Annotated in this window: 23 protein-coding genes; 8 read left to right on the forward strand and 15 right to left on the reverse strand. The window is 40.2% G+C overall.

All coding sequences use genetic code 11. From position 1 onward, the window contains the following. Positions 1-30: 30 nt before the first annotated feature. Both ACXAEO_RS15370 and ACXAEO_RS15375 read right to left on the reverse strand, forming a co-directional pair. Complete coding sequence (locus tag ACXAEO_RS15370; RefSeq protein WP_474882639.1) at positions 31-1,191, reverse strand: CpaE/TadZ family protein; 1,161 nt, start codon at positions 1,189-1,191, stop codon at positions 31-33. An 18-nt stretch (positions 1,192-1,209) separates the two neighbouring features. Beyond that, positions 1,210-1,977 (reverse strand): SAF domain-containing protein, encoded by a 768-nt coding sequence (locus ACXAEO_RS15375; protein ID WP_474882643.1) that lies wholly within the window; start codon positions 1,975-1,977, stop codon positions 1,210-1,212. A gap of 794 nt (positions 1,978-2,771) precedes the next feature. On the opposite strand from ACXAEO_RS15375, the gene ACXAEO_RS15380 reads away from it, so the two are divergent. Continuing rightward, positions 2,772-3,491: a 3-ketoacyl-ACP reductase gene (locus tag ACXAEO_RS15380; protein WP_474882646.1), complete on the forward strand. Its 720-nt coding sequence runs from the start codon at positions 2,772-2,774 to the stop codon at positions 3,489-3,491. 58 nt (positions 3,492-3,549) lie between these two features. Here ACXAEO_RS15380 and ACXAEO_RS15385 read toward each other — a convergent pair whose 3' ends face one another. Next, positions 3,550-3,678 carry a DUF6254 family protein gene (locus ACXAEO_RS15385; protein WP_474882649.1) on the reverse strand — a complete coding sequence of 43 codons (129 nt, stop codon included), beginning with the start codon at positions 3,676-3,678 and terminating at the stop codon, positions 3,550-3,552. 102 nt (positions 3,679-3,780) lie between these two features. On the opposite strand from ACXAEO_RS15385, the gene ACXAEO_RS15390 reads away from it, so the two are divergent. Continuing rightward, on the forward strand, positions 3,781-4,374 hold the full coding sequence (locus ACXAEO_RS15390) for a lysostaphin resistance A-like protein (protein ID WP_474882652.1): 594 nt from the start codon (positions 3,781-3,783) through the stop codon (positions 4,372-4,374). A 300-nt stretch (positions 4,375-4,674) separates the two neighbouring features. Beyond that, a complete protein-coding gene (locus ACXAEO_RS15395) occupies positions 4,675-5,079 on the forward strand; it encodes a YkvA family protein (RefSeq protein ID WP_474882657.1) in 405 nt (134 codons plus the stop codon). Positions 5,080-5,092: 13 nt separating this feature from the next. Here ACXAEO_RS15395 and ACXAEO_RS15400 read toward each other — a convergent pair whose 3' ends face one another. After that, a complete protein-coding gene (locus ACXAEO_RS15400) occupies positions 5,093-5,962 on the reverse strand; it encodes an alpha/beta hydrolase family protein (protein ID WP_474882660.1) in 870 nt (289 codons plus the stop codon). 171 nt (positions 5,963-6,133) lie between these two features. Next, positions 6,134-7,528 (reverse strand): Na+/H+ antiporter NhaC, encoded by a 1,395-nt coding sequence (nhaC, locus tag ACXAEO_RS15405; RefSeq protein ID WP_474882663.1) that lies wholly within the window; start codon positions 7,526-7,528, stop codon positions 6,134-6,136. A 378-nt stretch (positions 7,529-7,906) separates the two neighbouring features. On the opposite strand from nhaC, the gene ACXAEO_RS15410 reads away from it, so the two are divergent. After that, entirely contained in the window at positions 7,907-10,045 is a 2,139-nt protein-coding gene (locus tag ACXAEO_RS15410; RefSeq protein ID WP_474882666.1) for an ATP-dependent Clp protease ATP-binding subunit, read from the forward strand. A 128-nt stretch (positions 10,046-10,173) separates the two neighbouring features. On the opposite strand, the gene ACXAEO_RS15415 is transcribed toward ACXAEO_RS15410, so the two are convergent. Further along, positions 10,174-10,338, reverse strand: a complete 165-nt coding sequence (locus ACXAEO_RS15415; protein WP_474882669.1) for a hypothetical protein — start codon at positions 10,336-10,338, stop codon at positions 10,174-10,176. Between the two features lie 326 nt (positions 10,339-10,664). Here ACXAEO_RS15415 and ACXAEO_RS15420 point away from each other — a divergent pair, with 326 nt between their 5' ends. Next, a complete protein-coding gene (locus ACXAEO_RS15420) occupies positions 10,665-12,269 on the forward strand; it encodes an ATP-binding protein (protein WP_474882671.1) in 1,605 nt (534 codons plus the stop codon). 113 nt (positions 12,270-12,382) lie between these two features. Here the strand turns inward: ACXAEO_RS15420 and ACXAEO_RS15425 are convergent, their stop codons facing one another. The 6 genes from ACXAEO_RS15425 to ACXAEO_RS15450 all read right to left on the reverse strand — a co-directional run bounded on the left by ACXAEO_RS15425 (position 12,383) and on the right by ACXAEO_RS15450 (position 19,341). Beyond that, positions 12,383-12,925 (reverse strand): helix-turn-helix domain-containing protein, encoded by a 543-nt coding sequence (locus tag ACXAEO_RS15425; RefSeq protein ID WP_474882673.1) that lies wholly within the window; start codon positions 12,923-12,925, stop codon positions 12,383-12,385. Positions 12,926-13,107: 182 nt separating this feature from the next. Next, positions 13,108-15,087, reverse strand: a complete 1,980-nt coding sequence (locus ACXAEO_RS15430) for a TRAP transporter permease (protein ID WP_474882676.1) — start codon at positions 15,085-15,087, stop codon at positions 13,108-13,110. Continuing rightward, positions 15,062-15,589, reverse strand: coding sequence for a DUF1850 domain-containing protein (locus ACXAEO_RS15435; RefSeq protein ID WP_474882679.1), 528 nt, complete (start codon positions 15,587-15,589; stop codon positions 15,062-15,064). Before ACXAEO_RS15435 ends, ACXAEO_RS15430 begins: the two co-directional genes overlap by 26 nt. A gap of 96 nt (positions 15,590-15,685) precedes the next feature. After that, entirely contained in the window at positions 15,686-16,633 is a 948-nt protein-coding gene (locus tag ACXAEO_RS15440; protein WP_474884191.1) for a TAXI family TRAP transporter solute-binding subunit, read from the reverse strand. A 333-nt stretch (positions 16,634-16,966) separates the two neighbouring features. Continuing rightward, the gene (locus ACXAEO_RS15445) at positions 16,967-18,676 is read right to left on the reverse strand and encodes a M3 family oligoendopeptidase (RefSeq protein ID WP_474882681.1); all 1,710 of its coding nucleotides are present in this window, start codon (positions 18,674-18,676) and stop codon (positions 16,967-16,969) included. A gap of 200 nt (positions 18,677-18,876) precedes the next feature. Then, positions 18,877-19,341 carry a MarR family winged helix-turn-helix transcriptional regulator gene (locus ACXAEO_RS15450; protein WP_474884194.1) on the reverse strand — a complete coding sequence of 155 codons (465 nt, stop codon included), beginning with the start codon at positions 19,339-19,341 and terminating at the stop codon, positions 18,877-18,879. A gap of 346 nt (positions 19,342-19,687) precedes the next feature. On the opposite strand from ACXAEO_RS15450, the gene ACXAEO_RS15455 reads away from it, so the two are divergent. Next, on the forward strand, positions 19,688-20,458 hold the full coding sequence (locus ACXAEO_RS15455; RefSeq protein WP_474882683.1) for a DUF4931 domain-containing protein: 771 nt from the start codon (positions 19,688-19,690) through the stop codon (positions 20,456-20,458). Between the two features lie 140 nt (positions 20,459-20,598). Further along, entirely contained in the window at positions 20,599-21,330 is a 732-nt protein-coding gene (locus tag ACXAEO_RS15460) for a ZIP family metal transporter (RefSeq protein ID WP_474882685.1), read from the forward strand. 113 nt (positions 21,331-21,443) lie between these two features. Here the strand turns inward: ACXAEO_RS15460 and ACXAEO_RS15465 are convergent, their stop codons facing one another. Beyond that, positions 21,444-21,683 (reverse strand): Spo0E family sporulation regulatory protein-aspartic acid phosphatase, encoded by a 240-nt coding sequence (locus ACXAEO_RS15465; RefSeq protein ID WP_474882687.1) that lies wholly within the window; start codon positions 21,681-21,683, stop codon positions 21,444-21,446. 377 nt (positions 21,684-22,060) lie between these two features. Here ACXAEO_RS15465 and ACXAEO_RS15470 point away from each other — a divergent pair, with 377 nt between their 5' ends. Next, a complete protein-coding gene (locus tag ACXAEO_RS15470) occupies positions 22,061-22,969 on the forward strand; it encodes a DMT family transporter (protein ID WP_474882690.1) in 909 nt (302 codons plus the stop codon). A gap of 80 nt (positions 22,970-23,049) precedes the next feature. On the opposite strand, the gene ACXAEO_RS15475 is transcribed toward ACXAEO_RS15470, so the two are convergent. Further along, a complete protein-coding gene (locus ACXAEO_RS15475) occupies positions 23,050-24,084 on the reverse strand; it encodes an ABC transporter permease (protein WP_474882693.1) in 1,035 nt (344 codons plus the stop codon). Next, the gene (locus tag ACXAEO_RS15480) at positions 24,077-25,579 is read right to left on the reverse strand and encodes a sugar ABC transporter ATP-binding protein (protein ID WP_474884196.1); all 1,503 of its coding nucleotides are present in this window, start codon (positions 25,577-25,579) and stop codon (positions 24,077-24,079) included. Before ACXAEO_RS15480 ends, ACXAEO_RS15475 begins: the two co-directional genes overlap by 8 nt. Positions 25,580-25,612: the final 33 nt, after the last annotated feature.

Consider the following 25,612-nt stretch of genomic DNA (forward strand, 5'->3'; position numbering starts at 1 on the left):
CCTCCTTTCAGTGCCAGAAATAATCCGACATTACTTCAACATAGAAAGAACCCATTTTTGAACATCTTTTGCAAATGGAATCACCTTTTTTTCATTCGGCTGTTTACGAATCGGTTCCCCTTTATTTAACGCAGCTTGAATCCCTTTTAAGTCACGGCGAATTTTCGCCGCCACTGGGTATGTAACAAATTGTTTTAAATCATTCGATTGCAGTTCATTATCCCGTCCTGCTTCATTTAATACGGCTTCCATTCGATTTTCAGTATTAATGCCAAGGCGTATAAATAGCTGTTCGACTTGCTTTAATACTTTTAGTGACAGCGTATTAAATGTTAAAACGTAATAAATTTTGTCTGATTCCTCTAATGCTGTATACGTAATTCCGTTCATATGTGGCGGGAGGTCAACAATCACGAAATCATAGCTTCGGCGGCATGTGCGGAGCAATTTCGCAATAAAGGTATCTGTAATCGTTTCAGCCGTTTCAGCATCAGCAGGGCTTAACAAAATTTCCAGCTGTGAATGCTTTTCCTTTTGTGACACATTGCGAATATGACCTTCATTCATCTCTTCCATTACCGGCAGTAAGTCAGCAAGCGAACGTGTTGATTCAATCGACAGCACCGTTTCCACTCCGCCGTACTGAAGATTCAAATCAAGTAAAATAACTTGTGCGGTTGATTCAAGCTTCAAAGTTTGAGCGAAAGAAGAAGCGAGCATTGTTCTTCCGGCTCCGCCCTTTCCGCTGTAGAACGAGTAAATCTGTCCGCGCCCACGCTTATAAGAAATGGTAGCGGCAGCTTCTGTTTCCTGCTGTTTCTGCTCGTTCACAAGATGAAGCAAGCTTGGAAAACGTCCTTCAAACAAGGTCATTTCATCTGGAAAGACAAAAAAGTCGACTGCTCCTGCTCTTGTCACACTTCTTAATAGATTAAAATCTTGATAGCGTGCTACAAACACAATCACCATTAAAGGATTCAATGTTTTCATATAATGGATAAGCTCAACGGAAGCATCATCTTCAGGCTGAACAAGGATCACCACATCAGGCGCAAGGCGATCCAATTCCAAAGTGACATCTCCAGGCTCTAATACGTGGACATCGGCTTCAGGCCGTTCGACTGTTAAACGCAACTGATCAACAATGGACGATTGATCGCTGACGATGACTAATTTATGATGTTGTTTCATAATGGATCCTCCAACAGATTAATTGGCTTTGGCAGGTTGCTGAGTAGGTGCTGGCTGTTGTATAGGTGCCGGATTCACTTCTTGTACGGATGCCGGCTCCGGCTCCTGCACGGCTCCCTCACCTTCTGGTTTTGTTTCTTCTTTAGGCGCTGCCGATTCCTCAAGACGTGTTTGATCTTCTTTGCCAACATTGGCTTTTAAAATTCTCATGCTCTCGGCATAGTTTTGCATATGTATAAGCCTAGGCGCATCCTCTTCACTTACCTCGACCGCTACACCTGTAAATTCTTTTCCGGGCGGTACGGCTGAAACAAGGACATCTTTCATAAACACCTCTGTTTTCGGTTGTTCATTGAATGTATGTGACACAATAATATCAATTCGGTCTTGAGCATCAACTTCTTGGTCGAAGTGTACTTTATCATTTTCAAAGATAGCGACTAAACGGTTTTTTTCATTTTGAACATTCGAAATGGGCTTTAACACATTTTTCGTGACCAAATCCCCTTTCGACATTGGTACAACAAATACTTTATTGACCAAATCTCCAACATCGGTTACATGGGAGTCTGTCACAAATCGGTTCGGAAGTTCGACCGTCATCACTTGACTTGGTTCAATCGGGGTTCTAGAAGCCACATCAGTAGCCGCTACATATACTTTCGTTCGTCCCCCAAGATCGGAGTTCAAATCCTTCACTTTCCCCAAAAACAAAAGACCCGCTGTTACAGCCAATAAAAAAGATAACGATAAGAAAATAATGGCTTTTCGCTTGGATTCTAGCATGAATGAATACCTCTCCTTGAACATTCGTTCATTGTTCTCGCAATTTTAATTGTTTAACTATGTAAAAAATTACTATATTCCTAGAAAGAAAATCAATGTGACTGAAAAGTTGCTACCTGCACGTCCCCCCTTCTTTCCTATCATTTTCTTCCGCTTAGTATGGAAGCTCATCCCATTGACCTAGTAAAACAGAACGAGAACAACTCTCATCTTTTTCTTTCATGCTGACATTTCACACTCGTTGTTGACCCACATTCAAGCTGGCATCTCTTCCATCTTTTATCTAATTTTTCATTTTCAGAAAAATTAGTAAAATTACATTTTCTAGGCTTTTCGCTTTGTCTTTTGTAATTTTTTACATAAAAAACTACTTGTTTTTTACCTTGAGAAAAAAGATTTAAAACCTTCTTTTGGAAAAAATTAAAAAAATAGCCAAAAAAAGAATCCATTTAACTATAAATTTAACGTTTAACGCCTATGTAAAAAGGTCTTTTCACCTAACAAAAGTTAAAAAGACCCAATACATTCTTTGCTTATCTTTAATGTAAGACGCCATGCGTTTTCCTGCTTATATTAGGGGTTACACTATTTTTGTCCCACCTTTAAAAATTAAAGACAGAGCCTCAACACGAGTCATTTCGAAAAGACCGGAACTGTCCATGTTCTTATTCAATACTTCTAACAAAAAAAAGCTTGCGCTCACATCCATTTGCTAACGAGCATAAACTTTGACGAAAATGGAAAGGATTTTGTACGATAGTACTCGTTCATACATAGAAAGGAGAGAGATTATCATGTCTCAATCGTTAAAAGGAAAGGTTGCTCTCATAACAGGTGCGGGGAAGGGAATTGGACGTGCGGCAGCGATTGCATTAGCAAAAGAAGGTGCTCACATCGCGTTAATTGCCCGCTCTGAAGATAGCTTAAAAAAAGTAAAAGCAGAAGTTGAATCGTTCGGTGTAAAAGCAGCTTATGCAACAGCAGATGTTGCTTCAATGGACGACGTTAATCAGGCGGTCGAAACATTAAAAGGAGAACTTGGCCCAACGGACATTTTAATTAACAATGCCGGAATTGCCAAATTTGGTAAGTTTTTAGAACTTGACCCACAAGACTGGAAACAAATAATTGACGTTAACTTGATGGGTGTTTACTACGTAACACGCGCGGTCTTACCACAAATGATTGAACGCAACAGCGGCGACATCATTAACATTTCATCATCCGCAGGCCAAAAAGGCGCTCCTATTACAAGTGCATACAGCGCATCAAAATTTGGTTTACTTGGCTTAACAGAATCGCTTGCATTAGAAGTACGTAAACATAACATCCGTGTGTCTGCCTTAACACCAAGTACTGTGGCTACTGACTTAGCCATCGATCAAAACTTAACCGACGGCAATCCAGACAAAGTGATGCAGCCAGAAGATCTAGCCGAATTTATGGTTGCCCAACTGAAACTTCACCCACGCATTTTTATTAAATCTGCCGGTATGTGGTCGACAAATCCATAAAACCTTACACCGCTTGATTTAAAAAACGATTGAGGCAACCTGTGCCCCAATCGTTTTTTTATTTATTTTTGAGCTGCGGCGCTGTTTCTTCTGCTAACTCTTCAAATGATTTAACTTTTCCATGAGGATTTTGAGATTGCTTTCTCACCGTCCATTGTCGCTCTTGTTGACGCTTCGATTGTGTCATCTCGATCTTCCTTTCCCGTAAAATGATTGGTTCTTTCATATACTAGGATGACACGAGCGAGTATAATTATGCTTAAACAATTAATGGAAAGGATTTACTCACATGGCATTTCAAACACGAAGCTTCATTCTCTTGCTTCCTCTTCACCTTCTCTTTTTTGCGGCTTTTACCGACGAACCGTCGTTTTGGATATGGATACCGCTTCTATATACGGGACTTATTGCGCTTTCTATCCAAACCGTCCCATCTTTTCGTATCACCATAAGAGACATCGGTATCGGTGCTTTATTTGGATTAGGATTATATGGAATCTTTGCCATCGGTTACTGGGGACTGTCTCACACCCCATTTCCCGTTCAGGCACTCGTACAGCAATTATATACAGCAATTGGACCATCCGCCTGGTGGCATCACATAGTACTTTGGCTCATTATTGCAGGAGAAGAACTATTTTGGCGCTCCTTTATCCAGCATCACACATTCGGCACACTTCGTCCCGTCCAGCGCATTTTGACGGCTACTATTCTGTATACGAGCGTCCACTTATACTCATTCAACCCGTTGCTCATTCTCGCTGCCATTACAGGAGGCCTTTACTGGGGATATCTTTATGAGAAGACACGAAATATCCAAATAGTCATCGTTTCTCATGCCGTCTTCGATTTGTTTCTTTTATATCTCCTGCCCTTTAACTAAATCTCAGCCATTACAGAATTGGAAAAGGATTGATAATCAATGACCACTAAGCTGACGTTGACTGTAGTAGCATTCAGCGCATTTATATTTGTTGGTTGCTGTTACAATTTTTTATATCGCTTCTATTATCAGTATACCATTTCGGTAACCTCTTCCATTCCTCAACACAAAAATTAGTTGGCATAAAGAACGACAGCTCATTGAAATGTTTTTGCGCCTTTAGGTATACTACTTATAAAGCGGGGCCAAGTTGTTTGTCTGCTTGCGAACGAATATTAACAAGTAAAGGACGGATATTCCATGTGGACACAAGAAAAAGTTGAACAAGTGTTTAGTCAATATAAACCACGAGCGGAAAAGCTTCTGCAAAATACAGAGCGCGTTAAAAAATTGCTGCAGCAAGCTATTGAAAAAGCGAAACAAAACGACGGTATTCTTGGTGAATCTGTTCGCCAATTGGAATTAACATTTGAAATGTTTCGAGATTGGCTCACAGGTGCATACACTCACGTTCCGAAACGCTCTCTCATTACGATTGCCGTTGCACTTCTTTATTTTGTGTCGGTCGTAGATTTCATTCCTGACTTGCTCATGGGAATTGGCCTTGCAGATGATGCGGCAGTCATTGCCTATGCCATGAAGCACATTCAAGCTGATTTAGAAAAATATAAACTATGGAAAGACGTGAACAAGGGACATGAGTAAGCCATGTCCCTTGTCATTTAGCTAAGTGGAAAGCAAACCACCTTTCAATCTCTTCATTATACTCATGAAAATATTGTGTTAACGGATGATCACCATTTGGGTACAAAATGTATTTGTGCTCTTTCCCCATTTGTGTTAGTTGGTCATCCAGTTTGGCCGCTTGTGAATAATGAACTTTTTGGTCATTTGTTCCATGCAAAAGTAAGAGCGGGGCATTAATTTGATTACTCCAAAAAAGAACGGAACGACTTTCGTATTTTTCTTTCTCTTTTATTGGAGAGCCAACCATCTTTCGCAATTCTTTTTTCACGCTTTCTCCGCGCTCATCGTAAAATTGAAACATATCTGTAATACCGCCTACGACGGCTGCTGCTTGAAACTGAATGCCTTCCTTCATCAATAAATACGTCATCATGCCGCCACGTGAATATCCGAGTACCACTTTTTGGTGTTTGTTGACATAAGGCAATGTCTCTGCAACCTCTATTAAACGAATGATGTCGGTAACGTCTTCACCGCCATATGTTTCCTTCCCCTCACTTCCCCCATTTCCCCGATATTGTGATGCTGCTACAACATAACCTTTTTGTGCCCATGAAGCTAAGTAGGAAAGCCGTTTATCATCAATCATCCCATGATTATGCATCCCACCCCGATTATAGACAAGCAACGGCAATTTTCCTTTTCTATTTTTTGGTTTCAGCAAAAAACCTTTTACTTTCCACCCATCGCTCATATACGTGATTTTACGGATCTCGACATCTTGAATAGACGAAGAGCGAAGATGAACTTTTTCTTCAATCAACTCATCCGGCTTAGCCAAAAAGGCCGTTAACGCTGCGACTACAGCCATCAGCGCCATCACTGAAGTCCATCTTCTCATAATTACTCCCTCATTTTCGACTCAAATTTCGTTCATTCATATTGTGTGTTTTCCGTAAACCATCTTATGTTTAAAATGATTTCCTCTCTTTGAAAAAAAAGTTATTTTTAGCTGATGTCGGTAACACTAATAAAAAAATCGCCCTACTCCGAAAAGAGTGGGCGATTCTTCTTACGCTGCATCACGTTGGGAAACTTCTTTTTGTTTCAGTCCAATACCTGAGTAACCTAATACAATTGAAATAATTGGGCATAACAATAAAAAGAAAGCATATGGTGCGTAATCTACAACCGGAACTCCAAGTGTTTGAGCAATAAATGCTCCACTTACACCCCATGGGATTAGAGGGTTAACGAGCGTACCAGCGTCCTCTAACGTGCGCGATAAATTTTTAGTGGACAAGTTCCATTTTTCATATAATGGTTGGAACGTTTGCCCAGGTAATAAAATCGACAAATATTGTTCACCTGTAATAACATTAACGCCAATGGAAGACATGGCAGTAGAAAAAATAACGTCTCCCTTACGCTTAATTTTAGTCGCTAATCCATCTAGTAATGATTGAATAATTCCGAGCTCACGCATGACACCACCAAGACCAAGCGCAATCATGACAAGGGAAATAGACCACATCATCGACTGTAAGCCCCCCCTGTTCACAATACCGTCCACAATGCCATTGCCTGTCTCCAATTTCAAACCATTTTGTAGCATTCCTAAAAGTTCAGTTATAGCAAACTGCGGTTGAAGCATAGCAGCCGTAATAAAAGCAGAAACGATTCCTGCTGTTAGTGTCGGAACTACATCTACTCTTTTAATGGATAAAAGTAAAACAAGTAAAGGAGAAAGTAACGCCCAGCCACTTAGATGGAAGTTATCAGCAAGTACTGACTTCACCACTTTAATCTCTTCATAGCGCAGTCCGCTTCGATCTGCATTTAACCCGATTACTAAAAAGACCGCAGCCGTAATCGTTAAACTCGGCAATGTTGTCCAAAGCATATGACGAATATGTTCAAATAGTTTAACACCGACAATTCCTGATGCGAAGTTTGTTGTATCAGATAGCGGAGACATTTTATCCCCAAAGGCCGCACCAGATACAATCGCTCCAGCAGCAAGGCCAGGATGAATTCCTACTGCAGTCGCAATTCCCATTAACGCCACACCGACCGTACTAACCGTCGTGAAAGTACTTCCAGTGAATGTCGACACAATAATAGTAATAAGTAATGAACTAATCAAGAAATAAGTAGGAGAAATCCAGTCAAAACCAATAGATAAAATGGTTGGAATAGTCCCACTCGCCATCCATACAGCAATAAGCATACCGATAAGCGCCAAAATCATAATTGGCTGAATGCCCAGCTTAATCCCTTCTACTATCCCGCGTTCGATGTCTTTCCATTGAAACTTATATAGACGCCCAATCAAAGAAAGAGCTACAAGACTCATTAATAAAGGAAGATGTGGTTCTACTTTTAATAGAAACAAAGAAACAAAGATAAATGAGAGAATTAACAAAACGATAAAAAAAGATTGTTGAAATGATAATTGCTTCTTCATGATGTATATAGTTCCTTCCTGCGCTTTTTTACTTAAACGCTTTTATGCTTTTATGCAGTTAAGTGTTGATACAAGTATAACGTTTTCTCCCCCTTCCGTCAATGTCACAACAGCTTTTATCGAATTATTCATTGACTAGAAAACTATTCCAAAAACATGCCGCATGAAGAGGCTCTTTCCAATTCATTAATATGTACGACCTTTTATTCAACACACTCTTTTCATCATTCCAAAAATTTCTTGAGCGTAATACTTGAAAGTCAAAAAAGGTCAAATTATAATAGCCTCATAAAGGTCAAAGAAAGTCAAAAAACCTTTTGACGATGCAACCATGATTGATACGCATGATTACTATACATTTTAAGGAGGTTACGAATCATGATTTGTCAAAACTGTCAGCAACGACAAGCAACGATTCAATTCAATCTTCAAATCAACAACGAAAAACAACAATATCATTTATGTCATACATGTTACCAAACATTGAAAGCTCAAAATAAAATTCCTTCCGGGTTTGGAGGCGGATTTACCAATATGTCATTTGATGATTTATTTAAGCAGTTCGCTGGACAGCACATGCATGCACAGCAACAAGGAATGAAAGCTGCTCAACCGAAACACGGCGGAAACGGCGGCGGATTTCTCGATCAATTCGGCCGTAACATTACCCATGCGGCAAAAGCCGGGCTCATCGATCCAGTCATCGGGCGTGACGAGGAAGTAGAACGGGTAATCGAAATATTAAATCGCCGTAATAAAAATAATCCTGTCTTAATCGGAGAGCCCGGTGTAGGAAAAACAGCGATTGCCGAAGGATTAGCATTAAAAGTGGCAGAAGGCGACGTTCCTTCCAAGCTGTTAAATAAAGAAGTCTATTTACTGGATGTAGCTTCTCTTGTAGCTAATACCGGTATTCGCGGACAATTCGAAGAACGTATGCAGCAGCTCATTGCTGAACTGCAAACACGTAAAAATATCATCTTATTTATTGACGAAATTCATTTACTCGTTGGTGCAGGGTCTGCCGAAGGTTCAATGGATGCGGGCAATATATTAAAGCCAGCATTAGCTCGCGGTGAGCTTCAAGTCGTTGGAGCTACCACATTGAAGGAATATCGAGCAATTGAAAAAGACGCCGCACTCGAACGCCGCTTCCAGCCGGTGATGGTGCACGAACCAACTGTTGAAGAAGCCATCGCCATCTTAAAAGGCATTCAACGGAAGTATGAAGATTATCATGCCGTCAGCTATACAGAAGAAGCGATAAAAGCTTGTGTGACACTATCCCATCGTTACATTCAAGATCGTTTCTTACCTGACAAAGCCATTGATTTATTAGATGAAGCGGGCTCAAAAATGAACCTGCAAGCAGGAACAACGAATACAGACGAATTAGAACTTCGTCTAAAAGAAATTGCAGCACAAAAAGAACAAGCATTAAAAGCAGAAAATTATGAAGTTGCGGCAAAGTTACGCGACGAAGAAGCGGCAATTGAAAAGCGCCTCAACGATAAAACCGAAACGAAAGCTTTAGTCGATGTCATGCAAATTCAGAGCATTATTGAAAAAAAAACGGGCATTCCTGTCGGGAAACTTCAAGCGAATGAAACGGCGAAAATGAAAAACTTAGCGGAAACTTTGAACGATAAAGTAATTGGGCAACATGAAGCAGTTGAAAAAGTAGCAAAAGCCATTCGCCGTTCACGCGCTGGTTTAAAAGCAAAACATCGTCCAATTGGTTCCTTCTTATTCGTCGGACCGACGGGTGTCGGGAAAACGGAGTTGACGAAAACATTGGCGGAGGAATTATTCGGCTCAAAAGATGCCATGATTCGTCTCGATATGAGTGAGTATATGGAAAAACATTCCGTATCCAAATTAATTGGCTCCCCTCCTGGTTATGTCGGTCATGATGAAGCGGGACAATTAACTGAAAAAGTACGACGAAACCCATATTCTATTATTCTGTTAGATGAAATTGAAAAAGCGCATCCTGATGTACAGCATATGTTCTTGCAAATTATGGAGGATGGTCGTTTAACCGACAGCCAAGGGCGCACGGTTAGCTTTAAAGACACCGTCATTATTATGACAAGCAACGCTGGTGTCGGAACAAAAAAAGTGACTGTCGGCTTTGAAAAAATGAACGATGCAGTGAAACAAACTTCCGTACTTGATTCACTTTCTTCCTACTTTAAACCAGAATTTTTAAATCGCTTTGACGCAATTATTGAGTTCAATCACTTAGAAAAAGAGAATCTCGTTAAGATCGTTGATTTAATGCTCCAAGAGTTACAAGAAACGTTAGCTGAACAAAAAATAACCATCACCATTACACAAGCTGCAAAGGAAAAGTTAGCTGAACTCGGCTACCATCCAGCCTTCGGTGCCCGTCCTCTTCGTCGGGTCATTCAAGAACAGCTTGAAGATCGAATTACCGATTTAATTTTAGATCGAGGCGAAATTACAACCATTCAAGTCGATTACGAAAACGACGAAATTAGCGTTCGCTCATAACGGTAGTCCGTCCTAACACGCTGCACAGTACATGTGCAGCGTGTTGTTTCATGTAAAAAAGACAAGTCACGGAGACTTGTCTTCGAATATACACAATGATGATTCTATCTTAGGAGTAGATAATAACCTTACTGCTCTGTAGATTCTTCAGCCTCTTCTTCTGTTGTTTCTTCTTGCTGCTCTTCCATATTTGTTTCCTCTTCTTGAGGTTCAGCATCCTGTCCGCAAGCGGTAAGTAAGAAAATGGCAAGTAAAGAACCGAATAATTTGAGCATTAAACCTTTGTTCATCATCTGTTCTCCTCTCGATTCACCGTAATATTGTGAGCCGTAGCCTTTCGACCGACTCTGATTTGATTATATGCGATGACTTGTTCAAAATAATGGTTTTAACCGTTTTATAACACAAGCTTTACACTGGATTGATATTTTAATATTTTCTATACATTTCCTTATAATGGTATTTGCATACTTAATTGATAAGAATTATAGGTATTTTGATTGAAACTCTTATTTTATGTTAGAAAAGTGTATTCAAACTAAAATAAAACTGTGCTAATATTTGAGATAGATGACAAATATCAAGCTACATGAAAATGAATAAATGAGGAAAAATGTCTATGAAAGAAAAAGAAATGTTTATCCGAGATCGGAACATGCTCGTCATAAAACTACTATGGATTTTTTACACAGTTGATACCATTGTCTACATGTTCATTGATACGCAATCAGATTATGTTTCACCATTGGCCGCCCTTTTATTTCTTGTTCCAATTACCTTTTTTATCTATCGGAAAAAATGGCCTATCTTAATGATGTATATCACCTTTATTGGCTATTACGGCTATTTAACGTATATGCTTATTCAAGAACCTGTTCTTGTTAATTTTCTATTTCTTTTGCTTGGCATTATGCTGTCCGTTATTTATCAGCAGCCATCCGTTGTCACGTTCTCTTCCCTAATGGCGATTTCCCTTCTCGTTTACTTCTTCCAAACAAAGTTCCTGCAGCTTCACGAAAGCCTCACACGTCAAGATTTGATTTATTTTATTCTTTTTGGCTTGTTTGCAACAACGATTTTGCTATATTACACAAAAGTTCTAAACGAGTTTTCGCACGCAGCCCGAAGGAAGGCAGCCAAAACAGAAGAAGAGCTCCACTCCACTCAGGAGTATCTTCAATCTTTTTTCACGTTTAACAATGACGCTATTACGGTCTTTGACTTAAACGGGAACATTATTACGGTTAATCCAGCCTTTGAGCGAATATATGGATGGAAAAAAGAAGAAATTATCGGGCGCCCAATCCCTTTCATTCCATCCCACTTAAAAGAGGCGGCACAGGAACGCTTTGAAAAAGTGCGACACGGAGAGCAAATTATTGGATTTGAAACACAGGATATATGTAAAAACGGACGAGTCATTGATGTCGAAATTACCATTTCCCCTCTTTACGATTCAGTCGGGAATGTCGTCGCCTTATCTGAAATTTCTCGTGATATGACGGAAAAGAAAGTCACCGACGAAATGCTGCGCCAAACAGATAAATTGGCATTAGCCGGGGAAATGGCAGCAGGAGTGGCACATGAGATTCGGAATCCACTTACTTCGTTAAACGGGTTTATTCGACTTATTCATGAAGATAGTGAAAAATACCGAAGCTATACATCAATTATGCTATCGGAATTAACCCGTCTAAATGCAATTATTGAAGAGTTTCTCATGCTTGCAAAACCACATTCCCTCTCTTTCAAAACAGAGTCTTTACCGAACATTCTGCATGAAGTAATTTTGCTGTTTGAAACAGAATGCACGTTAAAAAATGTTGTCATTCACTCTCGTATGTCCAGTGAAGCTCATTATATTCTCTGCGACCGGAATCAACTAAAACAAGTATTTATTAACTTGCTCAAAAATGCATTAGAAGCTATGCCAGAAGGGGGTTCCCTTCATATTGAGACGGCTCCTCGAAACGGAAGTCATGTCGAGATTCTGATAAGAGATACAGGAGACGGAATCCCTCCATCCGTTATGGAACATATTAACAAACCTTTTTTTACTACGAAAGAAACAGGTACAGGCTTAGGTCTTGCGATTACAAGAAAAATTATCCATCAGCATGAAGGGACGATTTCGATCACAAGTGAGCCTAGAGAAGGTACAACAATCTCCTTACTTTTTCCGCTCTCTCTTCAAACGGAACAACAAGATCGCTTATCGAGCTAGACTGACTAATAAAGACGGACCGTTTATGCACATCTGATGAGATCAGGGAGCATAAATGGTCCGTTATTTTAGCGTTTATTTGGTAGTTACTAAAAGCCTCAATGAAAGTCTTCTCAATGGTTCTGCTTCACTTCACTCGTTAAAATGGAGGTCAATGTTCGAGCACGCCGATTAGCCGATGGAAGATTAGGAAGATATTCCATGATTATATTTCCCACCTTTTGCGTCAAATCCATAAATTCATCATCTGATAAAAAGAGTGTCACTTGCCGGTAGCCTGCCCCATCTCTTTCAAAGTCAACGTTTTTTTGGCTTACGTATCGCTCAAAATCGCCCATTACAACAGCCATAAAGCGTAAAAAATAATCTATATGCTCTTCTTTTGTGAAGTCTCTCAACTCATCACCCGTTATTTGCTGGTGATTTTCTGTCAACGCATATGTTTTTTCCACAGTTCCTCGAATAGGCGTCTCATCTACGATTACGATAAAACCTGCATCCATTAATTTTTTTATATGACGATAAAAGGAGGCTTGGGGTATATCTTGTAACGCTTCCCGCATTTGTTGGACTGTTAGCCCTTCTTTCCCTGCAAGCGTTTGAATAATTCGAATTCGCACAGGATGCAAAATAATGTCCGCTTTTGATTCCTTCATCCGTTTTTCCCTTTCCTTTCCATCAATAACGTCCATAATTGGTTGTAGTTCTTCTCAAACTATTATCAATAATGATAATAATATTCGAATGTTTTGTCAATAAGGCTTGAATACGCTTCATATTGAACGATAAAGAGCCTGTCTTCTGAAAGACAGGCTCTTGGAGGAATTCCTTAACGGCATTACGCTTGGACAGGTTTTCCTTGTTTATCATTATTATTTCCTTTATAGAAAATTTGGGCAGCTAATAATAAGCCGAACAACACAGCTCCTGCTACATCTGTAAATCCTTCTGGAATAATGAGCATAAGACCTGTTACAACTGCAAGAACACGCTCAATCCAGTGAAGCTTACGGAACCAGTATCCAACCATTGCTGCTCCGATGGAAATCATCCCTGTTACAGATGTCACTACGACCCATAGTGTGCCAAACAATGTGGTATCGATCATGAGAAGCTCTGGTGACAAAATAAATACATATGGAATGATAAAGGCTGCGATCGCAAGCTTCGCCGACTGCACGCCTGTTTTAATCGGTTCTCCACCAGATACACCTGATGCGGCAAAAGCAGCCAATGCAACCGGCGGCGTAATATCCGCAATAATCCCAAAATAGAAGACGAATAAGTGAGCCGCTAAATCTGGTACACCAAGTAAAATTAATGCTGGAGAAGCAATTGTCGATGTAATAACATAGTTAGCGGTTGTAGGCGATCCCATTCCTAGAATAAGGGCTGCAATCATCGTAAATACAGCTGTCAATAAGATGGAATTACCTGCAAGTCCAACTAAGCCATTTGCTAGCTTTAATCCAAGTCCTGTCTTCGTTACGACCCCGACAATAATCCCCGCTGCAGCTGTGGCAGCCGCTACACCAAGGGCTGTTCTTGCTCCGTCCACAAGTGCATCAAAGAAATCACGAACACCGATGCGTGTTTCTTTACTAATAGCACTTGCTAAAATTGTAATGACGACAGCAATTAATGCAGAACGAGTGACACTCATACCAGACATTAATAGACCAATGATAGCTACAATCGGTACTAATAGGTAGATTTTCTTTAATACTTCATCTCTTTTTGGAATCTCTTCTTCTGGTAGACCTGTTAATCCGATACGCTTTGCTTCAAAGTGCGTCATAATCCAAATACCAGTGAAATACAACAACGCTGGAATTGCTGCTGCTTTCGCAATATCCCAATACGTAATTCCGTTTCCAATGAACTCAACCATTAAAAAGGCTGCTGCTCCCATAATTGGTGGCATTAGCTGTCCACCTGTTGACGCTGCCGCTTCAACAGCACCTGCAAATTCTTTGCGGTAGCCAAGCTTTTTCATCATCGGAATCGTAAACGAACCTGATGTCACAACATTCGCTACAGAACTTCCCGAAATGGTTCCTTGAAGAGCACTTGAAAAAATGGCAACCTTGGCAGGTCCACCAATTCGACGTCCGGCAATAAAGCAAGCCAAATCATTGAAATATTGACCGACTCCTGTTTTCACAAGGAAGGCTCCAAATAGTAGGAATAAGAAAATGAACGTAGATGACACACCAAGCGGCGTCCCTAAAATCCCTTCAGTCGTGAAAAACATCGTTTGAACAAGACGCTCTAGCGACAAGCCGCGATGCGCCAAGAATCCTGGCATGTAAGGACCAAATAAACCGTATAATAAAAAGACAATAGCAATAATCGTAATTGGAAGACCTACTACACGTCTTGTTGCTTCCAACACTAAAACAAGGGCAAGTAAACCGATAGCAAAATCCATCGTCGTTACTTGACCAACACGATTGACTAATTCATTAATCATAAGAGGCCAATAAGACCCGACCACCATACCGCCTAAAGCGAGAATGGCATCATACCAAGCAATTTGCAGTTTCCCTTTTGCTCTCTTCTTTCTAGAAGCAGGGAATAGCAAGAAAATAAGAGCAAGGGCAAAACCTAAGTGGATGGATCGCTGTATTTGCGCCGTATACACACCAAAAATGGCAGTATATAACTGGAATAGCGAAAAAGCAAGCAGCCCGCCATAAGCAACCCAAGCAAGGGCACCGGTTAATTTTCTTGTATTAGCTTCCGGATCATACTTCTCTAAAATCTCTTGTTGCTGCTGTTCAGAAAGGATTTCATTGTTTACCTTCTCTTTGCTCAAGTATGTTCACTCCTTTCAACATATCCCATAAGTTGATTAAACGATAATTAATTCGAACCCATGACCCTTCCTTCATAAAGGTAGCAAACGGGATGTGCTCATTCCCGTAAATAAGGGTATGGTTCGCTACTACTTGTCCAATCCGCAAATCTACATAATCAAACGCGCGATTCATATTGCCAATGATGTACCGTCCGTCCTTTTCAATAAACGTTTCATCCCCTTGGGCATCTGATGGCATACCAATCGCAAAATCCTCATATTCGAGCTGCTCTTGAACAATTTGTCCTTCTTCATTTAGTTTATAAGTCTCTATCACATCTGACAAGTGAATTGAATGCGTATATTTTACTGCAAACGGCATGTCTTCCTCTAACGTCATGTACCCGAGTACCTTCTTGCTATTCTCATACTCGAACACTAGCACTCGCTGGATAGGAACAAACAAAATTACGATTATAAGGACAAAAAGAACTAATAGAACGATCCCGTTTTTTCTCATTATCTTCCTCTATTTTTCATAATCATAACCAAACGATGACAAACCCCTTCTATCTAGGAAGGGGGTTGTCATCGTTTCAGAATGAAACAAGAAAAATTATTGTAATAAGCCTTGCTCTTTGAAGTACTTTTCAGCTCCTGGATGGAACGGGATTCCCGCACCTTCTACCGCATTTTCAGCTTTAATTAACTGACCTTTAGCATGAGTGATTTTATCTGTGTTCTCAAAGATAGACTTTGTAATGTTGTAAACTAGTTCTTCATCCAATTCTTGTGTAACAGCAAGCATCGCTTGAACTGCGACCGTCTTCACTTCAGCAGGTAATTTGTACGTGCCAGCTGGAACAGCATCTTGGATGTAGTAAGGGTATTTATCAATTAACGCTTGGATTTTATCTTCTGCAATTGGAACGATGTTTACATCTTTGGTAGCAGAAAGTCCTTCAACAGCGCCTGTTGGTGTACCAGCAGTGATAAACGCGGCATCAATGCTGCCATCTTGAATTCCTTCTGTTGACTCATCGAACGAAAGGTTACGTGCTTTTATATCATCCATTGTCATACCGTGAATCTCAAGAATTTGCTCTGCATTCGCATACGTACCACTTCCAGGTGCTCCAACTGATACCGTTTTCCCTTTTAAATCTTCTACAGACTGAATGCCTGTCTGTTGCAATGTTACAATTTGAATTGTTTCTGGATAAAGTGTCCCGATTGCTTGGATGTTTCCAATTGGCTTACCATCAAACATGTTTTTCCCTTCAACCGCATAGCTCGCAATATCTGTTTGCGTGAAAGCGATATCTGCATCCCCTACACTTAATGTTTGCATATTTTCTGCTGATGCTCCAGACGCTTGTGCTGTTACTTCAGCATCTGTGTTTTCGGAGATGATGTTAGCCATGGATCCTCCAAGAGGATAATATGTACCGCCTGTACCACCTGTTACAATGCTAAGTTGTTGTTTGCCACCACCACATGCTGCCAATACCATCATTACACTCAGCATCAAAACAAAAGAAACGAGAAGTTTTTTGTTTTTCATCATAATTCCCCCTTGTAACAATATATAGATTCTCTTTTTGCTCCTCATTAAGATTACATGAGGAAATGTTGAATAAACGGTGACCAAGTTGTTATACAATAACAATAAAATTTTATTATTGTTACATAACTATTGTCAACTGTTTTAAGCAAACTTTTTCTTTTTCATGTTATATTTTCTAACATGAAAGATTGATTAAATCAGTAAAACCCTTGATATAACTGGCTTTTGCAAATTTCTCTCTTTATTTTATTTTTTTCATATTTTTTAAATTTTCTATTTACATCACCTGTTTTTTTATAAAAAATCGCTTTCAAAATTAACAAAGCATTCTTAAACTGTTGAACCGGATAAAGACTTGTCATCAATTCCATTCAAGTATGACTCTATTTCACCTATGACCACTTCTACACATCCCTCTTCAAACGGCGATAGAAGTCGAGCCTCTTTGACTAGTTCCGTAAATGGCTTCGTTCCCCCTTGCTGGCAAAGGTGAAGATAATCTCTCCAAGCTTGTTTCGGATTCTCCCGACTGCGTTTCCAAAATTGGAAGGCACACATTTGCGCCAATGTGTAATCAATGTAATAAAACGGGTCAGTAAAAATATGAATCTGGCGATGCCAAAATCCCCCGTTCTCTAAATATTCCGCTCCGTCGTAATCCTTATGGGGCATATATTTCTTTTCAATTTGACGCCACATCCGCTTCCTTTCCTCCGGAGATGCCTCTGGATGTTCATAGACGAAGTGCTGAAACTCATCGACTGATACACCATACGGCAAAAACATGACCGCATCACTTAAATGGCTAAATTGATATTTTTCGGTATCTTCTTCAAAAAAGCGATTCATCCATGGCCATGCGAAAAATTCCATGCTCATGGAGTGGATTTCAGCCGCTTCATAGGTTGGCCATATATATTCCGGCACTTCGACATGTCTGCTGCAATACACTTGAAAAGCATGGCCGGCTTCATGTGTTAGTACATCAATATCTCCTGATGTTCCATTAAAATTGGAGAAAATATAGGGGGAGCCATAATTTTGAATGTATGTACAGTACCCTCCGCTTGCCTTTCCTTTTTTCGCTGTTAAATCCATCAATTCCTGCTCGAGCATATAATGAAAAAACTCTTTTGTTTCTGGAGACATCTCTTCATACATCTGTTTTCCACGTTCGATAATCCAAGCTGCATCCCCTTTTGGGACTGCATTTCCGCCTTCAAACATAAAACCTTCATCATAGTGCTTTAATCGATCGACACCAATTCTTTGGCGTTGACGCTCTTTTAATTTGGTAACAAGCGGGACGATGTGTTGCTGAACTTGCTCTCGATAGTTCTGCACCATGTTTGCATCATAATCCGTACGTGCTAATCGCGCATATCCGAGTTCAACAAAGTTAGGAAATCCTAGCTTCTTAGCCATCGTCGTTCGAACTTTTACCAGCTTGTCAAATAAATCATCAAATTCCTGCTCATGCGCCTGAAAAAAGGCCATCCGCGCTTCAGCCGCCCGCTTTCTCATGTCACGGTCCTTTGACTCTAGGAAAGGCCCAAGCTGTGCTAACGTGCGGTCTTGTCCTTCAAATGGAATCTTCGCTGAAGCAATGAGTTTCGTATACTCAGAACCGAGTTTATTTTCCTTTTGTAAATCTTCTACAATATCTGGAGAGAAGGTTTTCAATTGCGTATCTGCTAACGCAAACAAATGGGATCCCCATCGTTGTTCAAGTTCTTGACGAAACGGTGACTGAACAAGTGCTTCATAATAACGGTTTACAAAACTTTGCATATGCGGCTCTACTTCATCCATGAAATCTTGCTCTTGCTGGTAAAATTCATCATTCGTATCTATCGTATGACGAATATGGCATAAATTATACATCGTGTCGAAGTCAGCTCGTATTTGATTCACCGTCTGGATGGCAGCATGTTGATGCTCTACCTGTTTCGCCTGCTGAAATTCAGTAATAGCCGCATTCATTTGCTGCTCCATCGCTGTAAGGTCAGGACGCTTATATACATAATCTTTAAATTTCATAACAATTTCCTCTCTCACCTTTATAATTTTTTGTCCTTTACACAATAGGAGTCACTTATCTATTGAATATGGAAGAAGGCGTTTCAGGCACAGTCTCCCCTCCATATCGCAACACGCTGCCTCCATAATCGTATACGCTTATTATACGAAATTTAGAAGAAACTATAAAATAAAGAGGCTAGGGTTTTGTCCCTGCCTCTTTATTTTGACGAAACATATTGATCGGTATAGTGACCGAGCTTTTTTAATAAATCAATTAATGTCGCTTTTTCATCATCCGCTAATACGGACATTAATTCATGGATGCGCTGTTCATGATTAGGAAACATTCCCTCAATCATTTCTTTCCCTTTTTCCGTAATTTGCGCATATGTGACACGGCGATCTTTCGGACAGGCAACACGCATTAAAAATTCCTTCTTCTCCAGCTTATCAATGACATAGGTGATGCTGCCACTAGCGAGTAAAATCTTGCCGCCTATTTGTTGCAGTGGCTGATGCCCCTTATGGTATAACAGCTCAAGTACCGCAAATTCCGTCGGATTCAAATCATGTTGCTGAATAAATTTATGGATGTGATCCGTAATGGAGCGATGCGCTCTTGATAACACGATAAAAAGCTTTAATGATTGATCCAATTCTTCTCTTGTTACTTGTTCATTCATCATTTATCCTCATCCTTTATAAAGAACTTAGCCAATGCGAAGTCTATTTAGGGAAACTATAGGAATTTCTTCTTTTTAATGAAACTGGTCTAAGTTTCTACCAGCCTACTATCATGTATCTCGACTTCAAGATAATAATACTAAAAAGCTTTTCATTTGTCAAACCCTTCCTTTCGCGACGATATACGTTTGGCCCATTCTATCGCTATACTAATATACAGCTTCATCTTCGTTTAAAACAACAAGGGTTAAACGAACCAAATTTTAGTATAAGTCTAAAACGAATAAGTTGGCTTTTTCTAAATAAGATGGGATAATGAAAAAAAAGTGATTAAAGGTGAACGTTATGAAACAATCCCATCTTATTTTTAATTCATCCATTGCGGTTCAAAAACCTGAAACCATCATTAATCGACAGCATCCATGTCCGTTTTGTGATGTAGCATCCTTAACCGATATTTTAGATGAAGACGGATCAATTATTTGGCTCAAAAATAAATTCCCTGTTCTAGAGGATGCGTTCCAAACTGTCATTATTGAAACAGATGAATGTTCATCAGAACTATCTGATTATCCAGCAGAACATTTGCACCGGCTTTTTTCGTTTGGCATTAAACATTGGCTAAACATGATTCACAGCGGAGACTATCGGTCAGTTATGTTTTTCAAAAACCATGGACCGATGTCAGGAGGGTCCCTTCGCCATCCGCATATGCAAATCGTCGGCTTGAAAAATATCGATGCCAATGAACATGTTTCACGGGATCAATTGGACGGCATCGTTATTAAAGAACAGAACTCTGTTCAGTTCAATCTTTCCACAAAGCCACGAATCGGCTTTTTCGAATTTAATGTCATAATGTCTGATGCAACAGACTTGCCTATTTTAGCAGATTACGTCCAAAAGGCCGCACACTATGTCTTGAACCATTTTCACCGAAGCTGTACAAGCTATAATCTATTCTTTTATTACATCAACGGAGACATTGCGGTCAAGCTGATTCCCCGTTTTGCGACATCTCCTATTTTTATTGGCTACGGGATTCCTCAAGTATCGAACAAAATTGAAGATCATGTTCAGCGCATTCAAGAGGGTTACTTTGCCAAGACAGAATAGAAAGACGTTTAGTTGTGTTATATACTACAGCTCACTAAGGCACGAGAACGGGTTTCTTTTTTAGCCTAATCTCGTGCCAACGTGCGTTTTCGATACCTGTTATAAGAATTGTTAGGAAATTAATTAAAGGAGAAAAAAACATGAAGGAAGTTTTAATCGGAAGCATTTTATCCGCATTATCGACAGGCCTTGGTGCCTTGCCAATTCTATTTTTACACCAGTCACTGACACATCGATGGCGCGATGTACTGCTCGCTTTTACAGCTGGTATTATGACAGCTGCCGCGACTATGAGTTTAATTCCAGAGGCTTTACAATCAGGAGGTTTTCCTGCACTTGCGGTGGGATTACTACTTGGGGTGGTCACGTTAACATTGTTAGAGCAGAACATTCCACATATTGATCTAGAACATTCCAAAAAAGGGTTGCAATTTGATGAAAAAGCGATGTTGATTGTCGCTGCGATTACCCTTCACAACTTGCCAGAAGGATTGTCTGTCGGCGTCAGCTATGCCTCTGATGCAGAGAATACAGGAAACTTAATCGCCTTAGCTATCGGACTGCAAAATGCGCCGGAAGGATTGCTAGTTGCGCTCTTTTTAATCCAGCAAAATATTACAAAGTTCAAAGCTTTTCTCGTGGCCACATTAACAGGAGCCGTTGAAATTGTTACATCACTGCTTGGCTATTATTTAACCTCCTATATTAGCTCACTAGTATCCTACGGTTTGTCTTTTGCGGCCGGTGCCATGCTGTTCATTATTTATAAAGAGTTAATCCCTGAAAGCCACGGAGATGGCAATGAACGGTTTGCCACCTACTCTTTTATTGTAGGATTATTGTTCATGATTTTCCTAATTGACCTCTTTTAAGTAATACAATAAATTAAAAGATCAGAAAGAAGCCTCGCCTTCTAGGGATGTATGGACCGTTTGCAGCATCATGTGTCTTTTTCTCGTTCAGCGGGGACTTCTTTTTCATTCTTTCAACTGATTTTTTGTATGGCAAACGGTTTAACTAAAAAAGACAAAAACCCTTTTGGCTTTTCTCTTTCCACTAATAGCTGCTGATATATATTTAAGAGTTCATCAAGTTCTTGACTGCACCGGATCGTCTCTTCGTTTGTAAACCCTTTTTCTTCTGCTATTAACATCATTTTTTGGCGTTTTTGAACAATTTCGATGAGTAACGCCTCTGCCTCGTTTTTTTTCTCATAAAAAAACACATGGTTGTCCTCCCTTAATTCTTATTCAGAAAATAACCCCCTAACGCATTATTACAAATTCTACTAATTATGTAAATAGACTCGCAATAATAGACATTTTTTTTAGTAGTTTTTTTAAAACTTTGTAAATGAATTGTAAAAAATAGTTGTAGTGACAACATTTCGTCACATTCAAAAACCTTCACATAAAGTTCAAATTTTTTCATTCGACATAAATCCTTCTATCATTCGACACCATTGCGATGTTTTAATAAGGAACATGGCACATTCGAAGTGGTGTGATGATGCCCCCCTTTCTACTTTTCCGCTCATTCATTATATATATAGATTTATACAGAATTTCACAGTAAGATGAGAACAGATGGGGGGATATTTCAATGCAACCGATGTATTACATATTGTTATTATTAACGAGTCTGTTATGGGGAGGCAATTTTGTATCGGGCAAGTTTCTTGTTCCACATGCATCTCCACTGCTGTTGACCGCATTGCGCTGGCTTATTGCTGTGCTCTGTTTAACGCCTTACGTATGGCAAAAAGAAAAGTCGTTTTCCTTTCCTAGGCAAGCGCTATGGCCTTTAATGTTCATGGGACTGACAGGCGTGCTTTTATTCAATGTCTTTATGTTTCTGGCCTTAGAGCATACAAGCGCAGATAATGTAGGACTACTTTCCACACTCAATCCTATTTCAATTGCGATTGCTTCTTTCTTCTTATTAAAAGAGCGATTGAATCGGCAGCAAATCATGGGGATGGCTGTGTCATTAGGAGGCGTCCTGATTGTAATGACTCATGGGGAAATGAGCCGTATTTTTCATCTTCACTTTAACATTGGGGATGTGTATATGATCATAGCAGTGGTGACATGGGGCCTTTATTCCATTGCCTCTAAAAAAGCAATGGAGCATGTTTCACCATTTAAATCTACTTTGTGGTCGGGGATATTTGGCGTCCTCATGACCATTCCTTTTACACTTTCTTCTCTCACCATTGAAAATGCCGGTTCAAGCTTTTATATTGCCTTATTGTATTCAAGTATAGGTGCGACTGTATTGGCCATGGTCTTTTGGAACATCGGTGTTCAAAAAGTCGGAGGAACGAAGTCAGGCATGTTTTTAAACTTTAATCCGATTTTCACTGCTATTCTCGCCTTCTTCTTTTTGGGAGAAACGCTGAACGCTTCTCAGGTTGCCGGAAGTCTTTTAGTCATTGGCGGTGTATATTTATTTACGGCGAAACCATTTAAAAAGATGAAAGGCACATACATGCACTCCGGGACACGTTAAATAAAAAAAAAGGCTCCGTGGTAAATCTTTGATGGTAAAGATTTATCACAGAGCCTTTTTCATCTGTTCTCTTTCTTCTATTATGTTGTATGCTCCTTTTTCCGGTAATACGTAATCGCCAACGCTCCGGCAAGAACGGCACCTTTAATAATGTCTTGCGTATAATAAGGAACGTTTAGCATCGTTAATCCGTTTAACAAAACGCCAATTAAGACAGAGCCGAACAAGGTCCCGATAACATTTGGCTTCCCTGCTCCGAATACAGAAAAGCCGATATAAGCAGCAGCAACGGCATCCATGAGAAACGGCGCTCCGGCATTCACTTCTCCGACTCCAATTCGTGCAGCAAGCACGATGCCCCCAATCCCTGCAAATAATGCAGACAGAACATAGGCATACACCCGATACTTATTCACCGCCACACCGGACAAACGTGCTGCTTCCATATTTCCTCCCGTCACATAGAAGAAGCGGCCATGTTTCGTATATGTTAAAAAAACGTGTACAACGAGAACCGCTAATAGCATAATAACAACGGGAATTGGAATCCCTAATATCTCCCCTTGGCCAATATGAATGAAAGACGGAATAAAAATCCCTGGCGCTCTTCCCCCGTCGGGAAGCGGCATATTCGTATAAATGGCATAACCTTTTGTATATGTTAATAAAGCACCTTGGACAATGAACATCATGGATAAGGTTGCTAAAATATCCGGAATTTTCACTTTGACGACTAAAAACGCATTAATTAAGCCAATGACGACAGCCGCAACAATTGGAACCAAAATGGCGACAATTAACTCCTGGCGATGTACAACAAGCATAGAAGCTGACAAAATCGTCGCAAGCCCTGCTGTTGAACCGACCGATAAATCAAGGCCGTTAATCGTTAAAGATAACGTCACACCGACTGCAATTAAGGTCACAATGGAAATCGATCGTAAAATATCACTAATGTTGGCAGCGGTCAAAAAATTAGGGGACAAGATGGAAAAGATAGCTATTACTAGTCCAATGGTTAAGACCGTACCATATTTATAGAAGAAATCGAACACACTAACTTTTTGCCTTTTTGAAACGCTCATGGGCTTTTGTTCGACGGTTTGACTATTCATCGTTTTTTCTACCTCCTGCTGCATAATAAAAAATCGTTTCTTGCGTCGCTTCTTCTCTCGTCAGCTCTTTAACGATGCTGCCATCATACATAACATAAATGCGATCGGCAATGCCGAGCAGCTCATTGAATTCGCATGTGGCATATACAATTCCTTTTCCTTGCTCAGCGAGTGTATTAATTAACTGGAAAATATCACGCTTTGAACCGATGTCCACTCCTTTTGTCGGTTCGTCAAATAAATAAACATCCGCATCTTGCAAGAGCCATTTCCCAATCGCTACCTTTTGCTGGTTGCCGCCGCTCAATGTGCCGACTTTCTGCTGGACGGATGATGCTTTCATTCCGACCTGTTGCACGGTTCGCTTCGCTTCTTTTTGTTCTTTAAAACGAGAAAGAAAAGAAAGTTTTGCAAACTTGGAAAGGCTCGGCAACGTCAAATTGGAGACAATCGATTCCTCTACTAAAATTCCTTCTTTTCTTCGTTCTTCGGGAACAAGTGCTAATCCGTTCTGAATGTAATAATAAGGTTGCTTATTTAGAGCAAGCCGTTCATTTCGAACCTTTACTTCTCCGCGTAATTCATCACTTAAGCCGAACAAACTCCGGCATAATTCCGTTTTACCTGCTCCGACGAGTCCGGCAATTCCCACCACTTCCCCTTTACGAACAGAAAAGGAAATATCTCTCAACTTTTCTCCCCATGAAAGCTGCTTAACAGCTAATACTGTGTCACCAATTGGAACCATCTTTTTCGGAAATTCTTCTTCAAACGAAGTTCCAAGCATAAAGGTGATGACCTCTTCAACCGTCGTTTCGGAGACCCGTTTCGTCGCCACATGTTCCCCGTCCCTAAGGACTGTCACACAGTCCGAAAGCTCAAATACTTCCTGAAGTCTGTGGGAAATATAAATAATTCCTACCCCAGCTGACGCTAGCTGACGAACGACCGCAAACAAATGCTTTGTTTCCTCAACACTTAACGGGGCGGTCGGCTCGTCTAAAATTAAATATTCCACTTCCTGTACGATGGCGCGGGCAATTAAAACTTGCTGTTTTTCAGATAGCGTCAGCGTGGACACTTCTCGTTTCACATCAAGCTCTACTCCGAGCTTCTTTAGCGCTGCCTTAGCTTGCTGTTGAAGGTCCTTCCAACTAATCCAACGTTTAGCTGTTGAGACTTGTGTATCAAGCATAATGTTTTCGGCGACCGATAAATAAGGAATAAGGGCAACATCCACTTCTTGATGCACCACTTGAATGCCATATTTTTTCGCATCTCTTGGCGAATAAATGTCAATGCTTTCCCCGCCTTTTGTAATGTTTCCCCCGTACTCTTCATAGACGCCGCATAAAATTTTCATGAGCGTGCTTTTTCCCGCTCCGTTGGCTCCAAGCAACGCATGAATCTCTCCTTTTTGAACGATAAAATCGACCCCTTTGAGCGCTTCAAACGAACCGAACGATTTTTGAATGATGCTCATCTTTAACGACATCGCTGTGCTCAACGTAAACACTCCTTTCCATAC

The organism is Bacillus sp. ABA4_010 (assembly GCF_056159105.1).

Coding starts and splice junctions, on each gene's coding strand:
- ACXAEO_RS15390 (WP_474882652.1), top strand. CDS start 3,781: ATGGCATTTCAAACACGAAGCTTCATTCTCTTGCTTCCTCTTCACCTT.
- nhaC (WP_474882663.1), bottom strand. CDS start 7,528: ATGAAGAAGCAATTATCATTTCAACAATCTTTTTTTATCGTTTTGTTA.
- ACXAEO_RS15375 (WP_474882643.1), bottom strand. CDS start 1,977: ATGCTAGAATCCAAGCGAAAAGCCATTATTTTCTTATCGTTATCTTTT.
- ACXAEO_RS15370 (WP_474882639.1), bottom strand. CDS start 1,191: ATGAAACAACATCATAAATTAGTCATCGTCAGCGATCAATCGTCCATT.
- ACXAEO_RS15475 (WP_474882693.1), bottom strand. CDS start 24,084: ATGAATAGTCAAACCGTCGAACAAAAGCCCATGAGCGTTTCAAAAAGG.
- ACXAEO_RS15435 (WP_474882679.1), bottom strand. CDS start 15,589: ATGAGAAAAAACGGGATCGTTCTATTAGTTCTTTTTGTCCTTATAATC.
- ACXAEO_RS15410 (WP_474882666.1), top strand. CDS start 7,907: ATGATTTGTCAAAACTGTCAGCAACGACAAGCAACGATTCAATTCAAT.
- ACXAEO_RS15460 (WP_474882685.1), top strand. CDS start 20,599: ATGAAGGAAGTTTTAATCGGAAGCATTTTATCCGCATTATCGACAGGC.
- ACXAEO_RS15470 (WP_474882690.1), top strand. CDS start 22,061: ATGCAACCGATGTATTACATATTGTTATTATTAACGAGTCTGTTATGG.
- ACXAEO_RS15385 (WP_474882649.1), bottom strand. CDS start 3,678: ATGACACAATCGAAGCGTCAACAAGAGCGACAATGGACGGTGAGAAAG.
- ACXAEO_RS15395 (WP_474882657.1), top strand. CDS start 4,675: ATGTGGACACAAGAAAAAGTTGAACAAGTGTTTAGTCAATATAAACCA.
- ACXAEO_RS15415 (WP_474882669.1), bottom strand. CDS start 10,338: ATGATGAACAAAGGTTTAATGCTCAAATTATTCGGTTCTTTACTTGCC.
- ACXAEO_RS15445 (WP_474882681.1), bottom strand. CDS start 18,676: ATGAAATTTAAAGATTATGTATATAAGCGTCCTGACCTTACAGCGATG.
- ACXAEO_RS15440 (WP_474884191.1), bottom strand. CDS start 16,633: ATGAAAAACAAAAAACTTCTCGTTTCTTTTGTTTTGATGCTGAGTGTA.
- ACXAEO_RS15380 (WP_474882646.1), top strand. CDS start 2,772: ATGTCTCAATCGTTAAAAGGAAAGGTTGCTCTCATAACAGGTGCGGGG.
- ACXAEO_RS15480 (WP_474884196.1), bottom strand. CDS start 25,579: ATGTCGTTAAAGATGAGCATCATTCAAAAATCGTTCGGTTCGTTTGAA.
- ACXAEO_RS15420 (WP_474882671.1), top strand. CDS start 10,665: ATGAAAGAAAAAGAAATGTTTATCCGAGATCGGAACATGCTCGTCATA.
- ACXAEO_RS15400 (WP_474882660.1), bottom strand. CDS start 5,962: ATGAGAAGATGGACTTCAGTGATGGCGCTGATGGCTGTAGTCGCAGCG.
- ACXAEO_RS15455 (WP_474882683.1), top strand. CDS start 19,688: ATGAAACAATCCCATCTTATTTTTAATTCATCCATTGCGGTTCAAAAA.
- ACXAEO_RS15425 (WP_474882673.1), bottom strand. CDS start 12,925: ATGAAGGAATCAAAAGCGGACATTATTTTGCATCCTGTGCGAATTCGA.
- ACXAEO_RS15450 (WP_474884194.1), bottom strand. CDS start 19,341: ATGAATGAACAAGTAACAAGAGAAGAATTGGATCAATCATTAAAGCTT.